The sequence below is a fragment of the Burkholderia sp. Tr-20355 genome, assembly GCF_017104685.1.
Classification (GTDB): Bacteria; Pseudomonadota; Gammaproteobacteria; order Burkholderiales; family Burkholderiaceae; genus Burkholderia; species Burkholderia seminalis.
In genome coordinates this window covers 1-4,453 of sequence record NZ_JAAGPK010000296.1, presented here as the reverse complement: position 1 = coordinate 4,453, position 4,453 = coordinate 1, and the positions used below count along the sequence as shown (strand labels likewise).

Annotated in this window: 5 protein-coding genes; all 5 read right to left on the bottom strand. The window is 70.2% G+C overall.

Annotated elements, in window-relative coordinates; genetic code table 11:
• Positions 1-53: 53 nt before the first annotated feature.
• Entirely contained in the window at positions 54-1,160 is a 1,107-nt protein-coding gene (locus tag G3N62_RS34360) for a triacylglycerol lipase (protein WP_124669484.1), read from the bottom strand.
• A complete protein-coding gene (locus tag G3N62_RS34355) occupies positions 1,153-1,569 on the bottom strand; it encodes a DUF4345 domain-containing protein (RefSeq protein ID WP_124669485.1) in 417 nt (138 codons plus the stop codon). Before G3N62_RS34355 ends, G3N62_RS34360 begins: the two co-directional genes overlap by 8 nt.
• 16 nt (positions 1,570-1,585) lie before the next feature.
• Positions 1,586-2,902: a hypothetical protein gene (locus tag G3N62_RS34350; protein WP_124669486.1), complete on the bottom strand. Its 1,317-nt coding sequence runs from the start codon at positions 2,900-2,902 to the stop codon at positions 1,586-1,588.
• Entirely contained in the window at positions 2,899-3,678 is a 780-nt protein-coding gene (locus tag G3N62_RS34345) for an outer membrane lipoprotein-sorting protein (RefSeq protein WP_034190065.1), read from the bottom strand. Before G3N62_RS34345 ends, G3N62_RS34350 begins: the two co-directional genes overlap by 4 nt.
• Positions 3,679-3,729: 51 nt before the next feature.
• Positions 3,730-4,453, bottom strand: a 724-nt coding sequence (locus G3N62_RS34340; protein WP_206141486.1) for an FtsX-like permease family protein, incomplete at its 5' end; no start/stop codon positions are given.

The window sequence follows — 4,453 nt, the reverse complement described above, 5'->3', positions numbered from 1 at the left end:
CCGACGGCGCCATGGAGCACGGTGCGAGACAGCATCGTTCGGACCGTCATCGCTCAAACGCCCTGCAGCTTCAGCCGGTTCGCATGCACGCGCAGCGCGGCGACCGGATCTTCCGCATACGCGCCGCGGATGCCGAGCAACTGATTGATCGCGTCGAAGTGATTCCAGTGGTAGCGCGTCGAGATCACCGTGCCGAACAACGAACTGCAGGTCGACGTGAAGCCGTCGTTCGGCCCCGCGCCGGCCAGCGCCATCACGTTGCCGGCCGTCAGGAACACGAGCGTCGACGGATCCAGCAGATTCGCCGGATCGATCACCGGAATCACGCTGGTATCGACGGCGCCCGTCACGATGCCGAGCAGCGACACCGGCTGATATGCGGCGCCGCTCCATGAATACAGCAGGTGTACGTTGCCGCCGATCGTCTCGGTCGGCGCGCCGGTGCGACAGGCACCGGCGCCGAGGCCGGGGCTCGGGAACAGCTGGTTGAACCGCGTGGTTCGCGCCGTGCCGAGTGCGTCGAGCGCGGCGATCGCATCCTGGTTCGTGTTGTGCGTGTCGCTGGTCAGGATGCCGAACAGGTTCAGCAGCGCACCGAACACCGGCGTCGAGATGCCCGTCGGGTCGAGCTTCAGCGCGGCGAGCACGAAGTCGGCGAACTGCGAGCCGCGGTGCGGCGTCGCGATCGTCGTGACCGACGCGACGAGCGCGGGCGCGACCGACGCCACGTAGCGCGACGTCAGCCCGCCCTGGCTGTGTCCGATCAGGTTCACCTTGGCCGCGCCCGTGACCGCCAGCACCTGCTTCACATAGGCGAGCAGTTGCTCGCCGCGCCCGTTCGGGCCGAGGTCGCTCTGGAACCCCGACAGGTCGGCGACGTAGACCGTCGCGCCATGCCGCTGCAGGTCCGCCTGCATCCCGTACCAGTACGGCACCACGCCGAAATAGTCGTCGGTGCCGGTCAGGCCGTGCACGAGAATGATCGGATAGCGGGTCGCCGCATAGTCGTCGAGCGCGGCCGCCGTCTGCGCACGCGCCGCGGGTGCGGCCAGGCCAACGCCGGCGAACAGCGCGGCAGCGGCCAGGAACCGCGCGCACGCGCGCGCAAGGCGTCGCAGCGGCGCGGTGCGTCGAGCGATATCGATGTCGATGTCATGCATGCGCGTTCCCCAAGGTTGCGTGAGCGGCCACGCGCCGCTGCCACGCGATGAACAACGGCGCGCCGACGACTTCGAGCACCGTGAAGCCGACGAACGGCGGCCACGGCAGCCCGAGCGTCGCGAGCGAAATCAGCCGTCCGATGCCGCCGAGGAAGATCATCGTCCACAGCGTCGCGAACAGCCGCCCCTGGCGCTCGATCCCCGGGATCACCGAGAACGCCGCGAGGCCGAGCCCGAGCCAGACGCCCGCGTAGAAGCGCAGGTTGCTGTCCAGCGTCGCGTCGGCCGGCAGCGCGAGGCCGAGCGACGCGTACAGCGGATCGTGGATGCCCATCATGCCGAGCACCCCGGTGATCGACGGGACCAGCGCAAGCACGGCGGTCGCCGTCTGAAGCGCGCGTTTGCTCATTCGAAACCTCCTTGCGTCATCGATAGAAAATGCCCAGCACCTGCACGCTGGTCGACTCCGGCATCGCACCGAAGCGGCTCCACGACGGCCCGCCCTGATGCAGCCACTGCAGCGCGACGTCGAACCGGTCGAAGCGCCGCCGCAGCTCGACCCAGTATTGCCGGCCGCCGCCGAGATCGGCCTGCATGAAGCCCGACAGATCCAGACGGCGCACGCCGATATTGCGCCATGCCGCCATCAGGAACACGCCGTGACGGGTTTGCAGCTCCTGCGCGGCGATCGACGTCTGCACCGCACTGCCCCAGGCGGCCGGGTTCGCGCGCTGCAGCGCGCGCCATTGCACGGCGTCCGCGCCGCCGCCGTTGCTCTGGAACTCGGCACTCAGCGACAGGTCGATCGGCAGCGTCCAGGTCGCGCCCACCGACGAGCTGGTGCGGAACGCGCTGTCGCCGGCCGCACCGGTCGCGCGCGCGATCAGCGAGCGCCGGTAGCCGCCCGCCCATTCGACGTAGGCGACCACCGAGTTGCCGAGCAGCACGCTCAGGTTCTGGCCGAACTGCGGCGCCTGCCCGCTTTCGCCGTAGACGATCCATTGCGGCTGGATCGCCGTGCTGAGCCGCTGGCTCGCGACCAGCATCCAGCGATCGACGCCGTTGGTACGCTGCAGGTCGGACGATGCGGCCGGGTCGCCCGGCAGGCTGCGGCGCTCGAGCCGCGGCGACAGCAGCGCCGCGAGCGAGCCCGTGTCCCACACCTGCTGCGCGCGCAGCGCGACCGTACCGAGCCGGTTCGTGTGGCGGCTGTCCGGATCGGGCGGCACGTCGAGGCTCACCGCGCCCGCGCGAAAGAAGTCGGTCGGGTTGTAGCCGATCGCCGCGCCGAGCCGCTCGTTGACGCGCCCCGCGTCGACGACGAACGTCGGCGCCGCGCGCCAGCTCGCGTACGCCTCCTTCACGAGCGTCACGTCGCGCGACGACGTGCGCGAGGTCCCGAGCGGATCGAACCGGTCGAAGCGCATCGAGAAGTGCGCGGCGAACGTCGGCGTCAGCCACTGCCCGTACTCGAATTCGACCGACAGCTGGTTGCGCCCGGCGTGCGCGCCGTCGCGATAGCGGCTCGCACGCAACGCGTCCTGCACGTCGAGCTTCCACGGCTTCGCGGTATCGGCCGGCGCGGTGGCGGACCGGTCGGCGAGATCGAGCGCCGCGGCATCGGCCGCATCCACGCCGCCCGCCCCGCTCGTCGCCTCCGCGCCGGCCGGCGCCGCACGCGCGAGCGCCGGCAGCAGCACGAACGCGAGCGCGGCGACCCGGCATCGACGCCGCGCCGTCATTGCGCCTGGAAGCGGGACAGGTAGTCGCGCTGCAGCCATGCATCGGGAATGTCGCGCCATGCGTAGTCGGAGAAACGCATGACCGTGACCCAGTTGCTGTCGAGCCCGTCGATGATGACCGTCTCCGTCGGCCGCTCGACGCCGAGCTGCATCGTGTAGCGCCGGTAGAACGCGGTCTTCAGCAGCCGGTCGCTTTCCGAATAGAAGCGCGCCTTCAGCGGCCGGTTGTTCGCCGCGTCGATCCAGATCTCGATGCGGCGGTACGTGAGCCCATCGCCGTGGCCGGTGAGCGCGAGCCGGTAGGCGCGGCGGGTCTGCCGGTCGCCGTCGGCGATGTCCTCGACGCCCTTCAGCTCGGCCGTGTAGTCGTGCGCGAGATTGACCGTCACGACGTCGCCGTTCGCGGCCTGCCCGAGCAGCCGCTGGTCGGGCGAGATCCGCACGCTCGCCTGGTTCGCGGGATCGTAGAACCACAGGTCGTTGCCGTTCTTCAGCATCAGCTTGCCCGTGTCGCGCGCCGGCGCGACGAAGCGCACCAGCGTGCGGAACGCGCCACCCGGCGCGTCGGGCTTCGAATAGATCGACAGCGTATTGCCGTCCACCTGCTTGCCCGACCGATACTCGATCAGCGTCGCGGTTAGCACGAACGATTTCGCCGGCGCGCGGATCGCGTCGCTCGCCGCGAGCACCTTCTGCGGATCGGGCGCCGGCTGCGCGTGCGCGGCGCCGGCCAGGAACGAAAGACTCAGACAGCATGAAACGAACAGGCGACGCACGTGCGCTCTCCCGAAAGTGAAATGAACGAAAATGACCGCATCCGCACGGCGTCACACATGCCGCAGCGCATCGACGATCGACAGCCGCGCCGCGTGCCGCGACGGCAGCCACGCGGACAGCCCGGCCACGCATGCGAGCCCCGCGAACGTGACCGCGATGGTTCGCCACTCGCCCCACACGCGCACCGTGAGCGCGACCGCGTCGATGCGCGCGGGCGGCGTCCAGGCCAGCCCGCTGTGATTGACGGCCGCGGCAATCGCGAGCGCCGCCAGCACGCCGAGCGATGCGCCGGCCACGCCGAGCAGCGCGCCCTCGCAGACGAACAGCGCCTGAATGCCGCCGCGCCGCATGCCCATCGCGCGCAGCGTGCCGATTTCGACCGTGCGCTCGATGATCGCGGTGCTCATCGTGTTGCTGATCACGAACAGCACGATCGCGCTGATCAGCACGAACACGAAGCCGAAGATCACCGAGAACATCCGGTTGGTCTGGTCGTAGAACGGGTTCAGCGTCGCGAAATCGACGACGTCGAGCGGCTGGCCGTCGAAGCCGCCGCGCAGCAGCTGCTCGATGCGCGCGCGCGCCGCCGGCAGATCGGCCGTGCGCGCGAGCTGGATCTCGAGCGCGGTCGCGCGCGGCTCGGCGCCGCCGTATACGAGCCGCTGCGCCTGCGGCAGGCGCACCGCGAGATACACGTCGTCGAGCTCCTTCACGCCCTGCTGCTCGGCCTTCACGACCGAGAAGCGGCCGACGTTCGGCGCGCCGCCCGCGCTA